This is a genomic window from uncultured Methanobrevibacter sp. (genome assembly GCF_900314695.1).
Lineage (GTDB): Archaea > Methanobacteriota > Methanobacteria > Methanobacteriales > Methanobacteriaceae > Methanocatella.
Genome location: NZ_OMWD01000022.1, coordinates 1 through 25524, shown reverse-complemented (window position 1 = coordinate 25524; position 25524 = coordinate 1). Strand labels below are relative to the sequence as shown.

Annotated in this window: 12 protein-coding genes; 2 read left to right on the top strand and 10 right to left on the bottom strand. The window is 31.7% G+C overall.

The window, feature by feature from the left end:
* Positions 1-8 precede the first annotated feature (8 nt).
* Positions 9-12569, bottom strand: coding sequence for a non-ribosomal peptide synthetase (locus QZN45_RS07935; protein ID WP_296812338.1), 12561 nt, complete (start codon positions 12567-12569; stop codon positions 9-11).
* A gap of 802 nt (positions 12570-13371) precedes the next feature.
* On the opposite strand from QZN45_RS07935, the gene QZN45_RS07930 reads away from it, so the two are divergent.
* Positions 13372-15642: an ABC transporter permease gene (locus QZN45_RS07930; RefSeq protein ID WP_296812336.1), complete on the top strand. Its 2271-nt coding sequence runs from the start codon at positions 13372-13374 to the stop codon at positions 15640-15642.
* Positions 15643-16157: 515 nt separating this feature from the next.
* Here QZN45_RS07930 and QZN45_RS07925 read toward each other — a convergent pair.
* The 5 genes from QZN45_RS07925 to QZN45_RS07905 all read right to left on the bottom strand — a co-directional run bounded on the left by QZN45_RS07925 (position 16158) and on the right by QZN45_RS07905 (position 20191).
* Positions 16158-17126 (bottom strand): alpha/beta hydrolase, encoded by a 969-nt coding sequence (locus QZN45_RS07925; RefSeq protein ID WP_292605323.1) that lies wholly within the window; start codon positions 17124-17126, stop codon positions 16158-16160.
* 21 nt (positions 17127-17147) lie between these two features.
* Positions 17148-17585, bottom strand: a complete 438-nt coding sequence (locus tag QZN45_RS07920; RefSeq protein WP_292605325.1) for a cyclophilin-like fold protein — start codon at positions 17583-17585, stop codon at positions 17148-17150.
* Between the two features lie 19 nt (positions 17586-17604).
* Complete coding sequence (locus QZN45_RS07915) at positions 17605-18759, bottom strand: cyclophilin-like fold protein (RefSeq protein WP_296812334.1); 1155 nt, start codon at positions 18757-18759, stop codon at positions 17605-17607.
* An 11-nt stretch (positions 18760-18770) separates the two neighbouring features.
* Positions 18771-19160: a helix-turn-helix domain-containing protein gene (locus tag QZN45_RS07910; protein ID WP_292605329.1), complete on the bottom strand. Its 390-nt coding sequence runs from the start codon at positions 19158-19160 to the stop codon at positions 18771-18773.
* Positions 19161-19249: 89 nt separating this feature from the next.
* The gene (locus QZN45_RS07905; RefSeq protein ID WP_296812332.1) at positions 19250-20191 is read right to left on the bottom strand and encodes an aldo/keto reductase; all 942 of its coding nucleotides are present in this window, start codon (positions 20189-20191) and stop codon (positions 19250-19252) included.
* A 94-nt stretch (positions 20192-20285) separates the two neighbouring features.
* Between QZN45_RS07905 and QZN45_RS07900 the strand changes: the two genes are divergently transcribed.
* Positions 20286-20648: a helix-turn-helix domain-containing protein gene (locus QZN45_RS07900; protein ID WP_296812330.1), complete on the top strand. Its 363-nt coding sequence runs from the start codon at positions 20286-20288 to the stop codon at positions 20646-20648.
* 244 nt (positions 20649-20892) lie between these two features.
* Here the strand turns inward: QZN45_RS07900 and QZN45_RS07895 are convergent, their stop codons facing one another.
* The 4 genes from QZN45_RS07895 to QZN45_RS07880 all read right to left on the bottom strand — a co-directional run bounded on the left by QZN45_RS07895 (position 20893) and on the right by QZN45_RS07880 (position 25399).
* Positions 20893-21231, bottom strand: a complete 339-nt coding sequence (locus QZN45_RS07895) for a hypothetical protein (protein WP_296812328.1) — start codon at positions 21229-21231, stop codon at positions 20893-20895.
* 119 nt (positions 21232-21350) lie between these two features.
* On the bottom strand, positions 21351-21473 hold the full coding sequence (locus tag QZN45_RS07890) for a hypothetical protein (RefSeq protein WP_296812326.1): 123 nt from the start codon (positions 21471-21473) through the stop codon (positions 21351-21353).
* 20 nt (positions 21474-21493) lie between these two features.
* On the bottom strand, positions 21494-23482 hold the full coding sequence (locus QZN45_RS07885) for an ABC transporter transmembrane domain-containing protein (RefSeq protein WP_296812324.1): 1989 nt from the start codon (positions 23480-23482) through the stop codon (positions 21494-21496).
* A gap of 399 nt (positions 23483-23881) precedes the next feature.
* Entirely contained in the window at positions 23882-25399 is a 1518-nt protein-coding gene (locus QZN45_RS07880) for an MFS transporter (protein ID WP_296812322.1), read from the bottom strand.
* Between the last annotated feature and the right edge of the window lie 125 nt (positions 25400-25524).

The following is a 25524-nucleotide window of genomic DNA, read 5'->3' as shown; positions in this document are numbered from 1 at the left end:
ATTCACCTTCATTCAAAATAATTGAATTTGTTTAAATAATCGAATAATCTTTTAAGATACATTTTATCAGGTATAGGCCAATCAAATCCTAATGATTGAAGAATATCAACAGTCTGATCAATTTCTACATTCTCTTCGAAATCGTCTTCTTCATCAAAATCATCAATTGAAAAATCGGCAGTTATAATACCTTGTATAGTATCATTAATGTTATGTTCGTAAATCTGTTTAAATATTTCGAAACCCACTTCGGCAATTCCATATCTGAATGTATTTAATACATCGATAATTTCTCTAAGTGAAATATAATGATTATTCATACAATGGAATACTCTGGATTTCTCTGGAGTCTTTGACAATGCAAGTATTCCTTTTGCAACATAATCGATTTGGCTCATGTCAACCTTTTCATTAGCCATTGTAGGATTCATTGCTCCCAGTTTTTTAATGGTCTTTATGTTATTTAAAAATGCATTTGTATCATAGTTTTTCTGGAACATACCATCTGAGTAACGGCTCATCAAGTTTCCTACCCTAATTATTTTTACTGAAAGTCCTTTAGTCGCCGCTTGTAAAACTGACCTTTCAGCTAAAAATTTACTGCATACATATTTATTTTCCAAATCCTGTCCGTAATATAATGTTCTTTCACAATATTCCTGATTTGGATATTCATCTTCATATAAAGAGTATGATGAAAGAACGCTGATTGTTGATATTTGCACATATTTTATGTTATTCCTTGTTTGGGCGAACTTAATTCCATTGATTACACCATCGACATTTACCCGGAATATATAATCATCAGCAGTATAGTGTTTTACAAGTGCCGCTGAATTTATTATTGTATCAATCGGTTCATTCTCAAGTTTTTTAAAGTCATCAATTTCAGTTATGTCTCCTTCGATTATGATGATACGTGACCCTATCAGGTCAGTGAAATCTTCATCAAAGTAATAATTCATCACATCAATTAACCGTTCTTCACATGAATCAAATTTGCCCTTCCTTAACATACAATAGATTTTTCCTTCCTCATTTTTGATGAATTCATATAAAATATGGATTCCTAAAAATCCTGTGGCTCCTGTCAATAGGACATTGCCCAATTCTAAGTTTTCACCACTGAAGAAGCTTTCCAATGTATTTTCTTCAAGAAGTTTATTGATTTCACTGTAATCATAGTTTTTGATGATGTCATCTTCTACATCCAACTCCTCTTCGGAATCGCTTTCTCCAGACAATAATTTCGCTAATGCTCTAGGAGTCTTTTTCTTGAATATATCATCATATCTTACAGTATATCCCTGTTTAAGCAGTTCAATAATTAATTTTGATGCAATAAGTGATGTTCCACCAATTTCAAAGAAATTATCCTCTGCACCAACAGTTTCTAAATTCAATATGGACGAGAATATTGCACAAATTTCCTGTTCAAGTTTTGTTTTTGGTGCCACATAATTCAAATCCAATTTTGGTTCCGGAAGTTTTTTAATATCCGTTTTTCCATTTGGTGTTTGAGGCATTTCATCTAGCTGCATGAACACTGTTGGAATCATATAGTTAGTAAGCCTGTCTTTTAAAAACTCTTTTAAATCATCACTGTCAATTTCACCTTCAGCAGTGTAATATGCACATAAATGATCAACATTGCTAATCTCTTTAATTACAACAACAGCCTGCCTTATATCTGGATATTGACCAATATTGGTTTCAATTTCGCCAATTTCAATTCTTAATCCCCTTAATTTAATTTGGTTGTCAATTCTTCCTTTAATGTCAATTTCACCATTCGGAAGTTCAATAGCATAATCTCCACTCTTGTAATATGGAATGCCATTGATAGTTAAGAATGATTCTTTGGTTTTTTCTGGCATGTTGTAGTATCCTTTTCCAACACTCATACCTCCAATGTATAATTCACCCATTACACCATAAGGTACCAATTTGCCATCAATGTCACGAACATCAGTGACATAATTGGTTAAAGGAGGACCCACAGTCAAATCATTTACATCAGTAATCTCTTTGTTGTTTGAGGTGATTGTTGTTTCTGTTGGACCATAACTATTATAAATAACTGCATCACTGTATTTTCTTAAATCTTCATAAACTTTTGCTGAAAATTGCTCACCACCAAGTAAAATACATTTTAAACAAGAAATCACATTACAGAATTCATCTAATTCAAGATAAGACCCTATTCTTGAAGGAGTAATTTCTAAAACTTCAGGTTTATTTACATCAATCAATTTAATAAGCTCAAGAACATTTTTGATTTGAATATCATCAGCAAGTATCAATTTCAACCCATTTGAAAGAGATGTCAATATGTCATCAACAGACACGTCAAAAGAGATAGTTGTAATACAAAGCAAACTATCATAAGTGGATTTAGGGTTTTGAGCCTGATTACAGATGTTTTTATGACTAATCATTACACCTTTAGGATTACCTGTAGATCCGGAAGTATAAATCATATATGCCAAATCATCTGGAAGAACCTCAACATTCGGATTAACAGCAATACCCTCTTCAAGAAGTTCATTGACATCAATAGAATTATCAGAAGTCTCATAGCTTATGATGTAATCCGCCTGACTGTTTTCATAAATGTAGTTGATTCTTTCCTGAGGATATTCCGGATCAATAGGAACATATGCACAGCCTGCTTTCAGCACACCTAAAATGGAAGCAATTAAATTACTGTCCCTTTTAAGCATTATAAGAACATTACTTTTAGGCTTTACACCTCTCTTGATTAATGCATTTGCAATCTTATTACTTTTCTCATTCAACTCAGCATAAGTTAAAGTAGCATCACTTGCAACCAATGCCACATCTTTAGCTTTTTCAACAACCTGTTTTTCAAAGCGCTTATGTAAAATTGGAGTATCAATTTCTTCAAATTCAGGGATTTCCCTTTCCATCAATTCAATGTCATTTAGTTTTAGCTTATCCATATCGTTAACAAAGAATTGGAATAAAATATATTTAATTGAACGCAGGAAGAGATTGACATACTCTTCAGTATATATTTGGTCATTATATTCCAAATACAGAGTAATAATTTCCCCATCATCATAAATGTCCATGTTTATTTTATAATCAGTTGAAACTGTACCATCAAGGTCAACTGCTTCATAAGATTCATCATTAAGTTCAATATCATTATTTAGGGATTCATGGAACGCATAGAAGAATTCTGGTTTTAATTGATATTCTTCTGAAAGTTTTGTGTATGGATAATCGCTATGAATTAATGCATCTTTCCATGCTTTATCAACTATTTTTATGTAATCCTCAACCAACATGTCACGATTTTCAGCATTTACAATAACTGGTAACGTTTTAACCAACATTCCCTGAGTATTTGAATAATTTGGGTTTGCCCTACCGTTGAATATTGTTGTAATTAATGATTTGTCACTAAATGTAAATTTATTAAGGCTTAAAAGTGTAGCTGCCATAAATAAAACGTTTGAACTTATTGAATGGTCTTTACAGAAGTATTTGACAAAATCAGAACCCAATTGGTCTGAAACAAGTTTAATTTTTCCAATATCTGGATCGCCATTCATATTTGGAGTTAAAACTGTTGATTCAATGTCTTGGCTAAATTGTTTTTTGAAGAATTTCTCAGAAACTTCACTAACAGATGCTTTCTCTTCAATCAAACTATATTCAAATCCATTAATTATTTCAGCTTCGATTTCTTCATTGTTATATGCTTTGGTCAAATCATTGAAGAAAATGCCCAGAGATACCCCATCAGTAATAATATGATGGAAATCAATGAATAATATTGTTTCTGTTGGTGTTTTATAGATTTTAAATCTAAATAATTGATTATTGTCTAATGGAATAGGTTTTATGTCCCTCTCCATTATTTCTTCATTACTAATGGAATCTATTTCAACAATTTCTATTTCTTCAATTTCAGCATCATCGCATCTTTTTTGGAATATTTCTCCGCCATCCCTATTAATAATTCTTGTTTTGAGATATGGATGTGCATCAACAGTTTTAATAACAGCATCTTTAAGTTTACTAGGATCAACACTGCTTTTAAACCTTATTGCAAAAGGCATTGTATATTTGATTTTTTCAGTTTGCAAACACTCATAGTAAATTCCCATTTGGTTTGAGGTCAATGGGAAATATTCCATATCTTTTGCAGTTTCAATAATTTCATCCACATCTATTTCAGATTCTATGTTATTGTCAATTTTATCTGCAAGCGATTTTATTGTTGGATTTGTGAACAATGACGTTACATCAATATTCACATTCATTTCATTGAAAATCATTGAGTTTAATTTCATTAATGTTAAAGAAGAGAAACCCAATTCATATAAATCATCTGTAGTACCAAATTTATTTGTATTGGCAATGGATGCAACAAGCTCAACTAATTTTTCTTCAGTTTCGCCTTCAGCTTCAACATAATCTAGATTTAATTTTGGTTTTGGAAGTCTTTTAATATCTGTTTTACCATTTGGAGATATTGGCATCTCATCAAGCTGCATAAATACAGTTGGAACCATATATTCAGTTAATTTATTTCCCAAATACCTTTTCAATAGATTTATATCTATTTCTTCATCGGCTGTGAAATAAGCACATAAATGTTCAACATTATTGATTTTCTCAATTACAACAGCAATCTGTTTAATATGTGGGAATTTGGCAATATTGGATTCAATTTCACCGAGTTCTATTCTCAATCCTCTCAATTTAATTTGATTGTCAATTCTTCCTTTTATTACTAATTCTTCATTTGGAAGTTCAATAGCATAGTCTCCACTTCTATAATATGGAATATCATTAATATACAGGAATACCTCTTTGGTTTTTTCTTCCATATTATAGTATCCTCTAGATACACCTTTACCCCCAATGTACAATTCCCCCATTACACCATAAGGCAGCAATTTACCGTCAATATCCCTAACTTCAGTTATGCAATTGTGCAGAGCTTTTCCAACAGTTATATTTTCAGCAGTGGTAAGCTTATGAGCATTACATGTTACTGTTGTTTCAGTTGGACCGTAAATATTGTACACTTCTAAATTAGAGTACTCTAAAAGTCGTGAAATTAGGTCTTGAGGTACCATTTCTCCCCCAACACCAATATACTTGAAGTTAGGTACTTGATTGGCAAATTCTTCATATTCCAAATATTGTTTAAATCTTGATGGTGCGGAAAATGTAAGTGAATCCGGTTTTTCTCTTTTAACTAACTCCGCCAATTCCTTAATATTTTTTATTTCACTATCGTTAGCCAACACCATTTCCAAACCGAAGGTTAATGGCATGAAATCAAGTAAAAATGCATCAAAAGATACAGTTGAAAGGGCAAGAGTCTTTTTCATTTTTGAATATGCATTATAAATTACACTATCCTCACTTTTTGAGAACAGATTTGTAATATTCATATGGCTGGTCATTACTCCCTTAGGATTTCCTGTAGAACCTGAAGTGTAAATCATATAAGCCAAATCATCCGGATTAATTTCAACTTGAGGATTTGAGGTATTTGCCTCTTCGAGCAATTCATTAATATCGATTGAATTTTCAATAACTCCATCAGCTATTAAATAATCTGCCTGGCTGTTTTCGAAAATATAATCAATCCTGCCTTTAGGGTAGTTTATATCAATAGGTATGAATGCACATCCTGCCTTTAAAACACCCAAAATGGCTGAAATAAGCTTGCTGTCCCGTGGAAGCATTACCAACACATTACTGTTAGCTTTGATTCCTCTGTCTATAAGGGCATTAGCAACACGATTTGCTTTTTGATTAAGTTCACTATATGTAAATGAACCATCACATGCAGCTAATGCAATGTTTTCAGGAGTTTCATCAACCTGTTTTTCAAAGCGTTTATGGATAAATGGAATTTCCACATCGATAAATTCATGTGATTCAACATCATCTTTTAATTTTACATCACAGATTCTGCAACTGTCAATATCATTTTCTAGGAATTGGACTAAAATGTTTTTCATGGATTGTATGAATGTCCTAACATAATCTTCACTGTATAGCTGGTCATTATATTCCATGATAACATTAAATTCATCACCATTATCATAAATAGCCAAATTGATTTTAGATTCAACTGTAACCATATCAAACCCGGCTAACTCCTGCGGAATGTACTCCCTATTGTTTATTATAATTTCATCTGATTCCAGGAATTCATGATAATTATAGAAGAATTCAGGTTTTAATTGATATTTCTCAGCAATTTTAATATATGGATATGCAGTATTTCTTAAGGTTTCTTTCCAAGTTTTGTCAATAGATCTAATGAAATCTCTGACTGACACATGCCGGTTTTCATTATTGATTATAAACGGAACAGTTTTTACCAAAAATCCTTGAGTATTGAAATAACTTGGACTTGATCTTCCATTGAATATTGTTGTTATTAATGTTTTGTCACTAAATGTGAATTTGTTTAGATTTAAAATGGTAGTTGCGATAAACAAAGCATTTTTACTTATGGAATTATCATTACAGAACTCATCAATTAACTCTGAATCAATAGTATCAGAAACATTTTTTATTTTACCCTCATCAGGATTTCCATTAAGGTCTGGAGTTAGAACTGTGGATTCTATTCCCTGAGTTAACTTATCATCGAAAAATGCCTCTGCTGATTGATATATTTCACTATTTTCAGCATCTTTTTCCAGAATACTGTAAACATAACCATCGATTATTTCTTCAGACATATCTCTATTTTCATAGATATCTGCTATATCTCTAAATAAATTGTTTTGCGATACTCCGTCAGTAATTATATGGTGGAAATCTGTGAATAATACAACTTCATCAGGGGTTTCGTATATTTTGAATTTGAACAATTGATTATCCTCTATTGAGATTGGGCCAACGTCATTTCTAACAATGTCTTCATCACTAATGCTATCGACTTTAACAATTTCAATATCATCTATTGGTGCATCATCACATCTTTTCTGTTTTAATTCACCATCATGATTTACAATTCTTGTTTTAAGATATGGGTGGGCTTCAATAGTATCAACAATTGCTTGTTTAAGTTTATTTGCATCAACATCACTGCCAAATTTTACTGTTGTAGGCATTGTATACTTAATCACATCAGGATTTTGCTTACATTCATAGTAAATACCCAATTGATTTTCAGTCAATGGATAATACTCCATGCCTTTAGCTGATTCAATAATCTTTTGAAGACCTGCCTCTTTTTCAGATGAATTATCAATTTCTATTGCAAAGTTTTTAACTGTTGGCTCATTGAACAATATGGAAACGTCTAAATTAGCACCCATTTTCTCATAGATTATGGAATTTAATTTCATTAAGGTCAATGAAGTAAAACCAATAGCGTATAAATCATCTGTAACACCAAATTCATCAACATCTACAAGGGATGAAACGATATCATATAATTTTTCTTCTGTTTCAGTTTCAGGCATCACCAAAGCCAATTTAAGTTGAGGTTCAGGCAGTTGTTTCAAGTCAGTCTTGCCGTTTGGTGTTTGCGGCATCTCATCAAGTTGCATGAACACGGTCGGAACCATATAATTAGTAAGCCTGTCTTTTAAAAACTCTTTTAAATCATCAGTGTCAATCTCACAATTAGCGGTGTAATATGCACATAAATGATCAGCATTGTTAATCTCTTTAATTACAACAACAGCCTGCATTATATCTTGATATTGACCAATATTGGTTTCAATTTCACCTATTTCAATCCTTAATCCTCTGAGTTTAATCTGATTGTCGATTCTTCCTTTAATATCGATTTCACCATTTGGAAGTTCAATAGCATAGTCCCCACTTCTGTAATATGGAATGCCATTGATAGTCAGGAAAACCTCTTCAGTTTTTTCTGGCAGGTTGTAGTATCCTTTACCTACACCAGTACCACCAATGTATAATTCGCCCATTACACCATTAGGAAGCAATTTGCCATCAATATCACGAACATCAGTAACATAATTGGTTAAAGGAGGACCAACAGTCAAATCATGCATATCAGTGACCTCTTTGTTGTTTGAGGTGATTGTTGTTTCAGTTGGACCATAACTATTATAAATAACCGCATCACAGTATTTTCTCAAATCTTCATAAACTTTAGCTGAAAACTGCTCTCCACCAAGGAAAATACTCTTTAAGCATGATATAACCTTGCAGAAGTCTTTTACCTCAAGATAAGAAGCAAGCCTTGAAGGAGTAATTTCTAAAACTTCAGGTTTATTCTCATCAATCAATTTGATAAGCTCAGGAACATTTTTGATTTGAACATCATCAGCCAATACCAATTTCAACCCATTTGAAAGAGATGTCAATATGTCATCAACAGACACGTCAAAAGAGATAGTTGTAATACAAAGCAAACTATCATAAGTGGATTTAGGATTTTGAGCCTGATTACAGATGTTTTTATGACAAATCATTACACCTTTAGGATTACCTGTGGATCCTGAAGTATAAATCATATATGCCAAATCATCAGAATCAACATTAACATCAGGATTTTCCGAATTACCATCTTTAAGAAGTTCTTCAATATCTAAAGAATTTTCTCCAGATTCATTGGCAATAATATAATCCGCATTACTGTTTTCATAAATATAATTTATTCTCTCCTGAGGATATTCAGGATCAATCGGAATGAATGCACAGCCCGCTTTAAGGATACCCAAAATGGAAGCAATCAAATTACTGTCCCTTGAAAGCATTACCAAAACATTGCTTTTCGGCTTGACTCCTTTATCTATTAAAGCATTTGCAATAACATTTGCTTTTTCATCCAATTGCTTGTAAGTCAATGTAGCATCACTTGCAACAATAGCAGTTTCATCACCTTTGTCAACCACCTGTTTTTCAAAGCGTTTATGTAAAATCGGCATATCGACAGGCGTGAATATAGGTGTCTCTTTACTTTCACCCAATTCTATTTCACCAATGCTTAATTTTTCAATATCCTCTTCAATTAATTGATTTAATACATCAATTATGCAATTTAAGAATGTGTCAATGTAATCATCACTGTACAATTGGTCATTATATTGGATAAACAATTCAATATTATCTTTGGTTTCATTAACATCCAAAGATATTTTATAGTTAACTTCAAGTGAATTCAAATACTTGACTTTATAAGTTTTACCATTAATCTCAATTTCTTCAGCATCAAGATTATTGTATGCATAGAAAAACTCTGGTTTCAATCCAAACTCTTCAGAAATCTTAGTATAAGAATAATCAGAATGATTAATGGTTTCCATCCAGATATCATTGACTGAATTTAAATATTCTTTAAATGATAATGTCCTATCATCATTGATTGAAACAATTGGGAGTGTTTTAACTAGCAATGCCTGTGTGTTGAGGTAGGATGAATTTGATCTTCCATTGAAAATAGTTGTAATCAATGTTTTGTCATTGAATGAATACTTATTCAAGTTCAGCATAGTTATTGCCATGAATAAGACATTAGGAGTTATCCTGTTTTCACTGCAAAACCTATTAACCAATTCAGGGTCGATATTTTTGGAAATTGATTTTAAAATTCCTTCTTCAAAATTACCATTCAAATTAGGAGTCAATACAGTCGAATCAACTTCTTGAGTTAATTTATCCTGGAAGAATTCTCTAGACAATTGATATTTTTCACTGTTTTCATTCTCACTTTCAATTATACTGTTAATGTAACCATTGATTGATTCTTTTTCAATTTCAATTCCCTGATAGGCATTGGAAATATTTGTAAACAACTTATCCAAAGATTCACCATCGGAAATTATATGGTGGACATCTGAGAATAAAATTGTTTCACTAGGAGTTTTATAGATTTTAAATCTAAATAACTGGTCATTATGCAAATCAAAAAGTTTAAGATTTTCTTTTTCGATTTCACTATCAGAAATATTATCAACATCAACAATTGGAATATCATCAATATCTATTGAATCATCACGTTTCAGCATCACTTTACCTTTTTGTGTAACAATTCTGGTTTTAAGATAAGGATATGCATCAATTGTCTTAATGATAGCATCACACAATCTATCCGCATCAACTTCACTGTCAAATCTTATGATTGACGGGAGATTATATTGTGCAACATTACCACTTTGAATGCACTCATAATAGATTCCCATCTGATTTTCTGTCAATGGATAATAAACCATGTCCTTAGATGATTCTATTAGCCTATTCAAATCTAGAATATCATTGTTTTCTATTTCGTTTGCAATATTTTTGATTGTAGGATCATTCAATAATGAAATAATATCTAAATTAACACCCATTTCCTCATAAATCTTTGCATTTAATTTCATCAGTGACAATGAAGTAAATCCGACAGCATACAAATCATCAGTAGTACCGAATTCCTTTGTTTTGCTGATGGATGAAGCAATTTCATGCAAGATTATTTCAGTTTCAGTTTCAGGGAGTGTAAATGACAATCTAAGTTGTGGTGCTGGCAGTTGTTTCAGGTCAGTTTTACCGTTTGGTGTTTGCGGCATTTCATCTAGCTGCATGAACACGGTTGGAACCATATAACGAGTAAGACGATCTTTTAAAAACTCTTTTAAGTCATCACTGTCAATTTCACAGTTAGCAGTGTAATATGCACATAAATGTTCATTATTGTTAATCTCTTTAATTACAACAACCGCCTGCCTTATATCTGGATATTGACCAATATTGGTTTCAATTTCACCAATTTCTATTCTTAAACCTCTGAGTTTAATCTGATTGTCAATTCTTCCTTTAATATCGATTTCACCATTTGGAAGTTCAATAGCATAGTCCCCACTCCTGTAATACGGAATGTCATTGATAGTCAGGAAAACCTCTTCAGTTTTTTCAGGCATGTTGTAATATCCTTTTCCGACACTCACACCTCCAATGTACAATTCACCCATTACACCATTAGGAACCAATTTTCCATCAATATCACGAACATCAGTGACATAATTGGTTAAAGGAGGACCCACAGTCAAATCGTTTACATCTGTGACTTCTTTGTTGTTTGAGGTGATTGTTGTTTCTGTTGGACCGTAACTGTTATAGACAACCGCATCACTGTATTTTCTTAAATCTTCATAAACTTTTGCTGAAAATTTCTCTCCTCCAATGAAAAAACACTTTATGCAGGATATAACATTACAGAATTCTTTAACCTCAAGATAAGAAGCAAGTCTTGAAGGAGTAATATCTAAAATTTCAGGTTGATTTTCATCAATTAACTTGATTAAAGCAGGAATATTTTTGATTTGAACATCATCAGCCAATATCAATTTCAACCCATTTGAGAGAGATGTCAATATGTCATCAACAGACACATCAAAAGAGATAGTTGTAATACAAAGCAAGCTATCATAAGTGGATTTAGGATTTGAAACCTGATTACAAATGTTTTCATGACCGATCATCACACCTTTAGGATTACCGGTTGAGCCTGAAGTATAAATCATATATGCCAAATCATCAGGATCAACATTAACGTTAGGATTTTCTGAATTGCCTTCTTTAAGCAGTTCTTCAATGTCTAAAGATTTTTCTCCAGATTCATTGGCAATAATATAATCCGCCTGACTGTTTTCATAAATATAATTTATTCTCTCCTGAGGATATTCAGGATCAATCGGAATGAAGGCACAACCCGCTTTAAGGATACCCAAAATGGAAGCAATCAAATTACTGTCCCTTGAAAGCATTACTAAAACATTACTTTTCGGTTTGACTCCTTTATCTATTAAAGCATTTGCAATAACATTTGCTTTTTCATCCAATTGCTTGTAAGTCAATGTGGCATCACTTGCAACAAGAGCAGTTTCATCACCATTCTCCATTGCCTGCTTTTCAAAGCGTTTGTGAATCAAAGGCAATTCAACTTCGCTGAAGACAACATTTTCATTTTCGCCTACAATGGCAATGTCGCAGATATTTGTTTTATCAATATTAGCATTAACTATTTCTTCAACGATTTTTTCAAGGCTTGATAAGAATAAATCAATGAATTCCTTTGTATATAATTCATTATTGTAAAATAATGACAACAAAACAGTTTTATCATTTTCAACAATGCTTAAATAATTGGAATAGTCTTCATCTGATTTTAAATCATCACCAAACGAATAATAAAATTCCGGCTTTAAAAGAAAATCATCATTACTGCAATATTCATCGAACTCCAACGTTTTAATATAGTTCTCATGAATATTCTCTAGAAATTCCCTAATGTAAATTTGTCTGTTTTCAAATTTAGCTGCAAATGGAATATTATTTTGATTGAAAATTAAAATTTCATCGGAAAAATTAAATTTATTAAGTGTTAATGTTAAACTTGCCAATAAAATCTCATTGATTGAAATTGAATTGGATTTGGTAAATTCAACTAAATTTTCTTTTTTAAATTCATATTCTGATTTTACGATTATACCTTTTTCTTTTTCTCCATTTTTATTTGAAGAAATTAAAGTTGATTCATCAAAATCCAGACATAATTCTGACAAATATTCACTTAAAAAATCATTTGTTTTATCATCCATTTTATCAAACCTTCAAATTCATTAACTAATAAATATTATTAAAACTATCTAATAAATAATTTATCTAAAAAAAAAATTATTATTATTATTTAGTAAAAAAAGATAGGTGTTATAATGAACAAACTAATATTGGTTCAACTGGAATCACAACCTGTTGCCAAATGATGAAATTTTTCACATCCGCATCTGGTCTAAAGAATATTAAGAATCGCTTGAGCAAACAACAGATGTGAAAGAATTACAAAATGAAACAAGTATTAAAGAAAAAATAGTTGACAAAATCCCACAGATGAAATGAAAAGAGTCATGTACCCGCAATAATAGGCCTTATATTTTCGCTACGACTAAATGATTGAACTAAAACTATTGAAAAAAATAATAATTAATATATGATGTGAGATATAATAAAATTTAACAATTAATGTATGATATTTTGAATCTCAATCTAAACAAAATCATGAATCGAATAATCCATTTCAAAAGAATAGCTAATATGAATCAGGATTTATGAATGAAAATGAAATGGTTCCAAAAACACTCTGTTTAAACAATTTAACCATTTTAAATATTTTTAAGAATTCATAATTCACTAACCAAGACAATAAGAAATATAATTGCTAATCAACAACAATGACTTATATAATGAAATGAGATTCAATTCAAAAACAACCGTATTGATTCGAATTTGCTTAAATATATATCAGCAATCAGAATACAACTGCAAATTAGTGTAACTCAATATAAAAACGGGAAAGTGAACATAATTAAATATTCAAATTGAAAGTAGTATAATGGTGAGTAAATGCTTGGAAAAAAGATGGTAAGAGACATATTCAAACACAAATCCCAATTCATATCTATTTTTTTAATGGCATTTTTAGGAGTTCTTGTTTTTACCGGAATAAGTAGCGAATGCATAGGTCTTGAAGTCAACATAAACGATTATTATGAAGAAACCAACTTGGCAGATGGTTGGATTTATTCACCTTATTTGAATGATTTGTTTCTGGAACAAGTGAATCTTTTAGGCCCAACTACACAAATGGATAGGCAATTGGTTGTTGATTCAGTAGCTGACTTCGAAAATGACCCCGAAATTACGCTGCACTTTGTTGAAAACAATACCATATCCAAATTCTATTTATTGGAAGGCAAACCACTGGACATTAATGACTGTGATGGAGTATGGCTTGATAAAAGCTTTGCAGATGCCAAAGGATTAAAAATCGGAGACCGCATCAGCTTTGAAAGTAAAGGGTATGTAATTGATAAGGAAATTAAAGGATTAGGATATTCACCGGAATACGTTTATCATACATCAGACCATTCTGTGATACAAGATTACAATAAAATCGGCTTTGCTTATATGTCCCATAAAGCATTTCCCGAAGATACAGTCCCATACAATGTTTTAAACGTTAAATTTGAGGGTTCCCCCGATACATATTACAAATTGTTAGATTATCGTTTAAATGGATATTACAGCGCATTTGTTAAGCAATCAGACCATCCAAGTGTTTATCAATTTTCAGAAGAAATTGCCAAACACAAAATGATGGCTGATATTTTCCCGGTTGTGTTCCTCATTGTTTCAATGCTAATCCTCATGACAACAATGACTAGGATAATTTCACATCAAAGAATGCAAATAGGAATATTAAAAGCCAATGGATTTAAAAATAGTACCATAACTCAGCATTATATATCGTATGGATTCTGGTTAGTTTTAACCGGTTCCATTTTGGGTTTGATTTTAGGACCAAAAATAATACCTCCAATATTCTATCCATCAATGATTAAAACATATAAACTACCTTTATGGAGCCCTACCGGAAATATGAATTTTATATATCTAATAGTTTTAATGACCATATTTTCACTTGCAGTTTCATATCGTGCCATTTCAAGCATTTCACAAGAAAAACCTTCCGATGCCATTAAACCCAAAGCGCCTAAAATATCAACTTCAGGATTCATTGAAAGATTAAAGATTTGGAAAAAACTATCATTCAATTTCCGCTGGAATTATAGAGATGCAAAAAGAAACAGATTGAGAAGTGTAATGACCATTATAGGTGTTATGGGTTGTAGTGCACTTTTAATTGGTGCATTTGGATTATATGATGGGCTGAATGATGTAAAAGAATGGGAATATAATCAAATTAATCATTATGATTCAAAATTAATGATTGATGCCAACGCAACAATATCCCAAATTGATAAAGTAGCCAGTGATGTTAACGGAGACAAAATAATGGAGGAGAAAATTGAACTCGAAACAGATGACACGAAAAAAATGGGAAATATTCTGGTTTCAAACAGCACGGATTTAATAACGCCAACAGACAAGTATGAGAATAAAATAGAAATTGGAAATGATGAAGTTTCAATTTCACAAAAAATGGCAGACCAGTTAAATATAGACATTGGAAACACCGTTAAATGGCACATCATGGGATCGAACAAATGGGTCAATACAAAAATTGATAAAATCCATGCAGACCCAATATCACAGGGTTTAATCATGTCCCCAAATAAATTGGAAGAACTTAACCTTAATTACACTCCAACCAGTGTCATAACTTCACAGCACGTTAACAAAACATATGAGGGCTTTAAATCAACCATTACTCTTGATGACATTGAAAAGAGATGGGATGAAATAACCGAAACAGCATGGATGTTAATTTACATATTATCCCTCTTCGCATGTATTTTGGCAGTCATAGTTTTGTATAATTTAGGATTACTCTCATTTACAGAAATTGAAAGGGAAATTGCAACACTTAAAGTACTGGGATTTAAAAGCAATGCATTGAGAAGATTGCTATTAACACAAAACCTAATATTTACAACTATAGGATTTATACTTGGTGTGCCTTTAGGCATCTATGTCCTGGATCTAATGTGGGCCTCTTCAGGAAATTCATTTTATACAATACCCAAATTAACCATTACAAATCTCATATTATCTGCTTCAATTACATTTTCCATATCAATACTTGTAAACCTAATGTTTTCAAATAAAATTAAGAAGTTAGACATGGTAGAATCACTAAAAGCCAGTGAATGACAATATTTTTTAATATTTAATCTAAAAAAAATGAAAAAACATCAACTCTTTTTTAAAACAACAATTAAAATCACACTTAATTGAATAATATCTCATTTATAATTACCCATATATAAAAAATGAGAGAGAGCATTTGAAAAGTAATCGAATAACGAACTCAGAGCAATTTTTCAAACCCAAAACAATTTTTCATACCCAAAGCAATTATTTAATAATACAATAACAAAAAAGTATACTGAATAAAAATTCATGACATAAAATAGCCTCAAAAAAAAACGCAAATAAAATAAAACACAATAAAATTAATTAAAAAAGACAGTACACCCAATAGTGCAATTCATCCACAACTTGCAGAAGTTGTAGTATTCTTGCATTTTAAAGATAAAATATATTACATAATTGTGTACATATTATAACTATTCAATAACAATTAATGAGAAAACAATGATTGAAGATTCCAAGTTAGGTTATGGAAAACATGTTTTAAAAAAATAATAGTTACTATTTAAAGTAACTTACAAGTTTTTATTGAAAAATTCTGCAATCTTTTCAAACGGTATTACATCAGTTTTATAATACAAATCAGTGTGAACAGCATCTGGAATAATCATTAACTCCTTGTTGTCTCCAGTCAATTTTGCAAATTCATCTTCTGAGAAATACCTGGAATGTGCATTTTCCCCATGAATCATTAAAATGGGCGTTCTGATTTCATCAGAATATGCTATAATCGGCTGAGATATGAATGACATGCATCCTATTACATTCCATCCATCATTTGAACCGGGAGATCTTGGATGATACCCTAAAGGTTCAATGTAAAAGTCATGATAATCCTTTACAAACTGTGGCAGGTCATCAGTCACCTCTTTAATAACACCTCCTGCTTTTGCATATTCCCCGTTTTTAAAGTCTTCAGTTCTTTGATTGTTTAGGGCAACTTTCATTTCATATCTTGCATCGGCATTATCATCCGCATCATAATATCCCTTTGCATTAATACGAGTCATATTATACATTGTTGAGGTAACTGTTGCTTTTATACGAGTATCAAGAGACGCAGCATTTAGCGCCATTCCTCCCCATCCGCAGATTCCGCAAATTCCTACCCGGTCACCGTCAACATCATCTGATGTGACAAGATAGTCAACTGCAGCCTGAAAATCTTCAGTATTGATGTCGGGGGATGCCATATCACGAGGTTCGCCTGAACTTTCACCGGTAAATGACGGATCAAAAGCTATTGTCAAAAATCCCATTTCCGCCAATGTTTGTGCATAGAGACCTGAAACCTGTTCTTTTACAGCACCGAATGGTCCTGCACATGCAATAGCAGGCAATTTATCCTTAGAATCTTTTGGTTTGTACAAATCTGCAACCAAAGTTATTCCATACCTATTTTTGAATGTTACCTTTTCATGATTTACCTTTTCGCTTTTGGGAAAAACCTTGTCCCATTCTTTTGTTATCTCAATATTTTCCATAATATCACATTATAAATTAAATTACTTTAAACTAAACTCCAATGTTACATTGCCTGACCCCAGAACTTCCTTTAGTTTATTGGAGTCAACATCATCTATTTTACCAAGTTTTGTATAGCTCCAGGAATGGGAACCGTAAAACAAGGATATTTTGTCTCCCTGATACAATACAATATCTCCAGGAGCAGTACCAATATTTTCATCACTTGTCGGAAGTGAAAAGCCCAAATCCCCAACTTTTTCAAAACCTCCATACTCAGATGCATTAACAGTGACATTTCCTTTTTTCAATTCCTTAATCAATTCCTGTGTGGCGGAATTATTTTCCAATTTAACATCAAATACATCATCATTGATTTTGACTTTAACTAAATCATCCATACTATCATCTCCGCTAACCGCAGTGCAAGCAATTAAACTAAATACGACTATAAAACAAATTTTTTTAATGAAAGACATCATATCACCTAGATACTTGTTATTTTAAACTTAAAACCAATTTTACATCACCATTTCCCAAAATCTTCTTCAAATCTTTAATATTCTGTACTTTACCCAGTTTTGTATAAGACCATGAATTTGAATTATAGAATAGTGATATCTCATTACCGTCATAAAGTACAATGTCCCCTACTGAAGTGGTAATGTATTTATCGCTTCTCGGAAGTGAAAAGCCCAAATCCCCAACTTTTTCAAAGCCTCCGTAATCCTCAGCATGAATGGTAACATCACCCATTTTTAATTTGTCCATAAGTGCTTTTGCTGCGGAATTATCTTCCAGTTTCACATTTAAAACATGACTATTGACTTTAAGCTTTATTATATTTGAACGAACAATAGTCTTAATATATGTTTTTAAAACAGCCGATTTAACCTTAGAGTTTGATTTAATATTAATAACAACATTGTGTTTGCCTTTAGACAATGATTTCATGTTGAAACCCACAATCCCTTTTTTATCCGTTTTCAAAGAGTATTTCTTATATTTTTTGCCTGTGAAAACCTTTATCATTACTTTAATATTCTTCATCGGTTTTTTGGATTCCCTGTTTTTAATAGCAATATTGTACTTTTTAGATTCCTTATAATAAGCTGTGATTTTTGGAGCTGAAATTTTTAGTTTAGCCATTGAGATTTTAATCGAACTATATTTCATCTTTGATGAAAACTTTTTAGAATCTTTGACATTTATTGTCACTTTATGATTGCCAATGCCTAAATTAGATGCATAATATTTTGCAATTCCATTAGAATCAGTTGCTGCAGTGATTTTTTTATATTTTTTACCAGAATATACTTTTAAAATAAGTTTAACATTTGCTACAGGTTTTTTAGCTTTGCTGTCAATCACTTTTACCTTGAAATATTTGCCTGATCCGTATGTTGTTGATAATTTTGAAACAGACAGTGAAATCGATTTAGGTTCAGTTAAATTACTTTTAGTCACTTCTGTTTGGGCGCTTCCATTTGAAACAGCATTAGACTCATTGAATATTGGCATACTGTCTGCTATTGATTCATTATTGACAACAACATCAGTTGAATTATCCCTGTTTTCAGATGCATTGACTGCAGAAATACTCAATATTGCTACAATGAAAATCAGCACCAAAACAATTTTTTTATCCAACATATTATCACCAATCATAAGTCAAGAATATCAACATAAATTTCTTTTATGAACATGATTTCATCATCCGTGTAGAAATCTCCATCGTGAGTATCCAAAGCAAAAATAATCAATTCATATAATACCTTATTTAGTTTCATTCCTTTTGAAGTTAAAAAATATTCTGTTTCATGATTATTAATCTTTTTTTGAATTAGATTGTTGTTTTCCATTGATTTAAGGCATCTTGCAAGAGATTTATTGTCTAGATTTGGACGATTTTCTAGAAATTGTGAAAAACGCTTTTTTCCCAAAAACAAATCCTTTAAAATGTAAAATGTCCATTTATTGCTTATGGATTTAATTGCACTGCCCACAATATTTCTTTCAAATTGATTTGCATACAATTTCTCTTCAAGTGCCATGAGAAATTATTTGTTCATTAATATTTTTAATAGTTATAGTGGCAAAAATGCCACAATATGCATTCTTAAAAAAAAGTAAGGAATAGAAATTATTTCATTTCCTTTTCCCAAATTCTTATTGTATTGACATTGGCCTTATCTGCCAGTTCTTCCATTGTTTTAATTTCATCATCACTTAATTCAATGTTTACTGCATCAGCTGCATCTTCAACATGGTGAACCTTTGTTGCTCCAATAATTGGAAGTGTTCCTTTAGCTATTGCCCATGCAATCGGCAATTGTGCAACTTTTGCATTGTGATTTTCTGCAATTTCTGCAATAGCTTTATTCAATTCCTCAATTTCTGCCAAACTTCCACCATATGCATTTGCTCTGTCTGATCCTTCAGGGAAAGGATGAGCAGTATCATATTTGCCGGACAATGCGCCCTGTTCTAAAACCATGTATGAGAAAAAGATTATGTCATTCTCTTTACAGTACTCAAGGATTCCTGAATCTTCAGATGAACGGTTGAGTAGGCTGTAATGGTTTTGAACAGCTCCAAGCTTTAAGCCCGCCTCTTTTAAAATCTCATTTGCCTCTTCGATTTCTGCAAGATTATGGTTTGAAACACCAATCATTTTAATGTCATGCTCTTTTGCGGTTTCAACCAACTTTTTAGTCCATTCAGGCGCTCCGACAGGATTGTGAATCCAGAAAATGTCAATGTCTTCAACGCCCAATATTTTTGCGCTGTTTTCATACATTGATGTTACCTCATTTGCCTCAAACATTTCGGCAAGCTGAGGTGTGAATTTGGTTGAAATTACAAAATCTTCACGATTGGAAGTTTTTAAGAATTCACCTAAAACCTCTTCAGATTTTCCCATTCCATAGACATATGCAGTATCCCAAAGGTTTAATCCCAATTCCATTGATTTATCATAGATTGGCTTTAAGTCTTCGATTTTATGTTCGTTTCCAAAAGTTCCATCATTACCCCATGCCCAAGCACCAAGGGCAATTTTTGGAAGATTATCTTTTAATGTCATAATTAATTATCTCAATAAATAAATATAAAAAGTCAAAGTGACGGCTATGACACCTAAACATTAAAATAAGACAAAATAGAAACTTTTAAACCATATGACATATTTTGATTTTGAACTTACTCACTGTCCCGTTGAATTGTCCCTCGATATAATCAATAGAAAATGGGTTTTGCAAATTATTTGCGACATGTTCTTTGGAAAAACCAGATTTAGCGAATTTCAAAAGGAAAGACCTGAAATGTCAAACAAGGCATTGTCCAGAAGTTTGAAATTCATGGAAGAACAGGAATTAATTAAAAAAGATGCTGATGAATATTTCTTAACAGACAAAGGCAAATCATTGAATAAAATCATTTATGATTTAGTTGAATTTACTTTAAACAATAATAAAGACTTATACGATGAAAAAACAATAATAAAAGCAAAAGAAGGATTTAAAAAACAATTATTAGAATAACATAGTTGTAAATCAATATAGCTAGATTCACTAACCTCTTTTACAACATCATCATATTAACATCACCAATCAGCAATGGTGAATCCGGATTATGCAACTTTTAGTTCCATTTGACCAGAGCCATATTGGCGTTGGCATAACACACTTCAAATTATCTACTACTATTAGTGAAATTTGTTTTATACAATACACCAGATTATTGTTAAAAAATTAAAATTAAGGTTTGTTCATCTGTAAACAGTTATTATAAAGTTCCTTGTTCAATAATTTCTAACCCCAGTCCTTCCTGAATTTTTTTTAATGTTCCTTTGGCTGATTTTTTAGCAAATATTTGGCTGGAACCTTCTAAACTGGATTCACCAAGGAATCCAAATTCTCTAACCCATGATTCTATTACAATTATATCATCTTTAAATGTGTATTTAATTAACTGTGGAGATGTGACTATTCCGGATCCATGTTGATAAAATTCCTCCCCATGAGATTCTCTTTTTTTGTATTTGTTCTCTTTCAAAATTCTCAATATTGTTTGCTCTTCATCTTCTCTGTTTGTACTTTTAAATTTAAGGTAAGTTCTTGACATGATTATAATTTTTATTGTTAAAAATATTTAAAGTTATAACTATTTGTTTAGTTTATCTATTGATTAGACAATATTTTTACCAATATATGAAAAGCTAACAATTAACTATTGTTTTATCCTTACTTAATGACTTCATTTACAACATCACCAATCAGCAATGTCGAATCCTGATTATGCAACATCTGATTCTTTTTAACCAACATATTGAGGTTGGCATAATTAACGAAATTGTCCAAATACATATTGCATGATTGAAATTCAATTATTCCTCTTTTTGATAGTCAATAATCGCAAATATCCTCTTGATGCTTGAAAATGCAGTTTCAATAGAAGCCATTGAGGCACTTAGTTTCTTAATAGGTTTTGTCATCAATTGTCCATACATAATAACTGCCAATAAGGTTCCCAGCTGTATTTCATTAACTGATAACAAGTAAACACCTGCCATATAAACAGTTATATTACTTACATTTGTTAAAAAGATCGTAATAGGCTCCATAACATTAGTAACATTTCGAGATTTTGCATAATAGTCAATTACAGTTTGGTTGATTTTTTTAAATCCTTTTTCATGGAATGAATCACGATTTGACAGGCCTCTTTCAAAATAGCTCATCAATCGCCCCAAATGCTTTTGATGACCATCGTAATAGTATTTAGATTTATAATCACATAAATAAAAGCAAATCACATAAACAGGCAGTATCATCAGATATATTAAGCTCAATCTAAAGTCTGTCATCACCATCAATACCATTACAAGGACTATCGATAGGATTTGCGCAAAAATTTCAGAAATACGGAAAGAAACGAACTCCCTGATGTTCATCACATCATTGTTTAATCTAGATAGAATCTGACCCTTTGAATTTTCCTGAATGAATCCTGAACCAACAGCATCAAGTTTATCAAATAATTTCATTCTTAAATTATATGCAACCTTTTCACCAATAACTCCCATGATTCTCTTTGGAGGTACTTTAAACAGATACCCTACAGAATATAATGCCAACAACAAGGCAAGATTAGTGTAGATGGCAAAATCGTTAGATGAATTCACGTTAGAACTCAATAAATCAACCGTCTTTCCTGCAACTTTAGGAGCATAAACCATGCACAATGTAGATGCCGTGAGTAAAATCATTGATATTATTGTTTTGGCCTTATCGTCTTTCAATATTCTGCGGAATTTTTGGAAGATATCTTTTCTTTCAGCCCATATGCCCTTATCCTCACAATCAATATCACCCTCAGCGATTTCTATTTCTTTTGGATGGTCATTTGTGTTTTCAGATTTTATGATTTTATCTTCAATGTTCAGGACTTCCTCTAAACGCACGGAAGTGGCATATGCACGTGGCCACCTATCAATTAAAGCTGGAACAAATGTCAATGTAGAAACGAAGTATGCAACATATATCAGAATAATAAATGAATCAATTACACTGTCAGTTTCAAAGCCAATAGTGTACCCGGAATTGATCATTGCAAATGTAATCAGAACAACAGCATATAAACCCCATAATAATACTGGGCCCAGGTAATATTGACTTAAGATATACTTAACGTTTTTATCATATGAATTCTCACATGCCTTTTCAAATTCAACTTCATACTCCTGTTTATTAAATGGAATCTTGAGGGCAATATCGGTGATTTTGGAGAGAAACATCAGGTTTAACTTCCCATATGTCTTTTTAGCTCTGAAAAATATTTTTACAATTTGTTTCATTCTAAAAATTACAAGAAGGGCAATAACACCAACAAATGACAAGAAGAATATCGCATAAGTCCCATCAATCAATGCTATTTCATATATAATTGCTGTGAGTGTAACTGGAATCAGCATTAATTGTGTGAGTATTATCACTATAAATCCCTGTTCTGAGGACATTCCTCTGGTTGACCGTGTGGTTAGCCCTGAAATTTTAAAGTTGGCAATTTCCTCATCAGGCAAGTTCATTAGAATATGAAATATTTTCTCACGTATTGTATATGCTGCTTTTGAAGCCACTCTTGTTGAGAGAAAAGAGACAGCATAAATGGAAATCATCACAAAGGCAGTATACACTAACATGTATAATCCTGATTTGAAAAGCAAGCCTATTTTCTGTTCTTTAACTCCAGTTAAAGCTATGCTGAACAAATCAATTATCTCCATTTGAAAAAATGTCTGAATAATGAGTAATGCAAAAATGATTATTATTGTTTTCCATTGGAATTTTAATGCATCACTTAAAAACTTTTTCATAATACTAAATTAGTTTTAAAATAAAAAAAGTTTTCCATCGCTGTGCCACGAATATATCTCCTATGAATTAAGAAGAAAAATTTAGCCATTACATTAATCTTCGTTGTGAATTAATATAGGCCGCTTCCCTAACCTTTTTTACAACATCACCATCAATAGATATTACCAGACATGTTGAACCCATTCATGCTTAAGACATATATATATTATCAGGAATGTTCAATAACTGTGAAAATCCCTTTCGATTGCATATATTTTAAAAATTTACATGATAGTGAAGTAATTAGAAAATAGCTTCACCATTAATAAGATCAATACTCTAATTAGAAATTACATTAATGAATTATCCAAATATCTGCCAACCTCCCCCTTAAAAAAAAGTAAGTGAGAGATAAACTCTCATTGTTTTTTAATATTTTTATCTTTTATCCGCAGCGTTATAATTAAAATAACTACTAACACGGCAGCTAATGCATACATTACGGATGCCATTGCATTCTGAATAATTATATCTGCAGTATTCACAACAACACTATCTTGTCCCTCTATAGTATCTAATTTTTGGAAGTAATCATAGATCTCCTGATGGAATTGCTCGTTTCCTGAATAATCGGGTGCATAGGTATCGACTGCAGTACTAATACCACCCATAACTCCAAGAATTAGAATTATTCCAATAATTGCTGTACCCATTGATGAACCTAATGTCTCACCAGTTGTAATAATACCTGATGCGTTATTTTGGCTTTCAGCAGGAACATCAAATAATGCAACATCCGCTGCTAAAGCCATCATAAAGCCAAGACCTGTCCCGAGTAAAAACTGTCCTGGAATTAAATCCAGCATGGTTACATTTAATTTAAATTGATAACTTAAAATCAGACATCCGACAATAGATATTATACATCCTATTGCCATGAGTGTCTTATGATTCAGTTTTCCAATTAGTTTTGGTGCTGTCAATGAAAAAATAAGCAAAGCCAGAACAAACGGAAGTGAAGCCAAACCCGTATCGAATGGATTTAACTGCAATACACTTTGGAAAAACAGAACCATTACAAAAAATGTTCCAGTTATTATAATATTATATAATAACTTAATAGATGTACCCACACGCAAATTTTTGTCTCTAAATAAATCAATATCAAGCAATGGCACCTTGCCTGACCTTTTTCTTTTGAGTTCATACCATATAAAGATTGCCAAGACTATTAATCCCAAAATTATCTCAATTATGCTGGTAGTGACCTCCTTAGTCAGAGTCAAAATACCGAGCACAAGCAAAAAAAGACCTATACTGGAAATTATAGCACCAATAATATCAAGATCGTTTTTAGATTCAGTAGGTTTGAAATCAGGTATTTTATTTTGCATTACTAAAATAAATAAAATGAATATTAATTCGAATGCAAAAGTGTATCTCCAACTGAAAAAAGTTGTAATGATTCCACCAAGGAGTGGAGCTAAAGTATCTGCAAGTCCTGCCACTATCCCTAAAGTTGCCAAAGCAATTGTACGTTTTTTACCGGAATATGTTCCGCTTATTATTGAAACTATGGCAGGCAGCATTAATGCCGCAGCAATACCTTTAATCGCTGACCATCCGACAAAAAACATTATAACACTTGAACTTATTACCGCAGCAAATATGCCGATACCAAAAAGTGTAGCGCCAATTAAAAACAGTTTCTTTTTACCTACTATGTCCTGAAGTTTGGTACTGAGAAGTATCAATGCAGCAGTAATAAGAGTACAAAACGACACAATCATTTGAATAGTACTAACATCAGTATTCAAATCAACAACAATTCGAGAAATGCTAACATTCATGAAAAAAGAGTCCAATACTATAATAAATGAAGCACAAGCCACAACTATTAAGGGAATCCAAGAATTTTCGTTAGCCCTTTCATTCATATTTATTAATCCCCCAACATATTAATTTGGCTCTTTCAAAAACTTAATTGATTTTGATCAAAAAAATTTTTGAAGAGAAACATTATTTTCTTTTCTAATTTTTCTTTATTTTTAATTTAAAAGTA